1 rRNA gene is annotated in these 948 nt (G+C 49.7%); it reads right to left on the bottom strand.

The features are described from left to right. Window positions 1–948 (bottom strand): 23S ribosomal RNA (locus tag BQ7394_RS00235); the annotation flags it as partial.

Genomic DNA, 948 nt, shown 5'->3' with positions numbered 1-948 from the left:
CTGGAATGCTCCCCTACCATGTCTTACGACATCCATAGCTTCGGTAAACAGTTTATGCCCGAGTATTATCCACGCCAAACTCCTCGACTAGTGAGCTGTTACGCACTCTTTAAATGAATGGCTGCTTCCAAGCCAACATCCTAGCTGTCTCTGCAGTCTGACTTCGTTAGTTCAACTTAACTGTTATTTGGGGACCTTAGCTGATGGTCTGGATTCTTCTCCTCTCGGACGCGGACCTTAGCACCCGCGCCCTCACTCCAGGGCAATATATAATACGCATTCGGAGTTTATCTGGACTTGATAGGCGGTGAAGCCCTCGCATCCAATCAGTCGCTCTACCTCATATTATACTAACCCTAGGCTGCACCTAAATGCATTTCGGGGAGTACGAGCTATCTCCAAGTTTGATTAGCCTTTCACCCCTACCCACAGTTCATCCGAAAGCTTTTCAACGCTTACCGGTTCGGTCCTCCAGTTAGTGTTACCTAACCTTCAACCTGACCATGGGTAGATCACTTGGTTTCGCGTCTACTCCCTCCGACTATACCGCCCTGTTCAGACTCGCTTTCGCTTCGGCTCCGTATCTGAAATACTTAACCTTGCCGGAGAAAGTAACTCGTAGGTTCATTATGCAAAAGGCACGCCGTCACAGCTTACGCTGCTCCGACCGCTTGTAGGCAGACGGGTTCAGGGTCTATTTCACTCCTCTGTTCGAGGTTCTTTTCACCTTTCCCTCACGGTACTGGTTCGCTATCGGTCTCTCGGGAGTATTTAGCCTTACGGGATGGGCCCCGCTAATTCACACAGGATTTCTCGTGCCCCGCGCTACTCAGGATACTACTAAGCTTCGTCAGTAAGTCGTATACCGGGCTATCACCGTCTATGGCCGTTCTTTCCAAAACGTTCTACTTTACTAAGTTCTTGCTACATCGTAGTCCTACAACCCCG

The organism is Parabacteroides timonensis, assembly GCF_900128505.1.
Classification (GTDB): domain Bacteria; phylum Bacteroidota; class Bacteroidia; order Bacteroidales; family Tannerellaceae; genus Parabacteroides; species Parabacteroides timonensis.
Note: the sequence above shows the minus strand (reverse complement) of the source record. Positions and strands in the feature narration are given on the sequence as shown.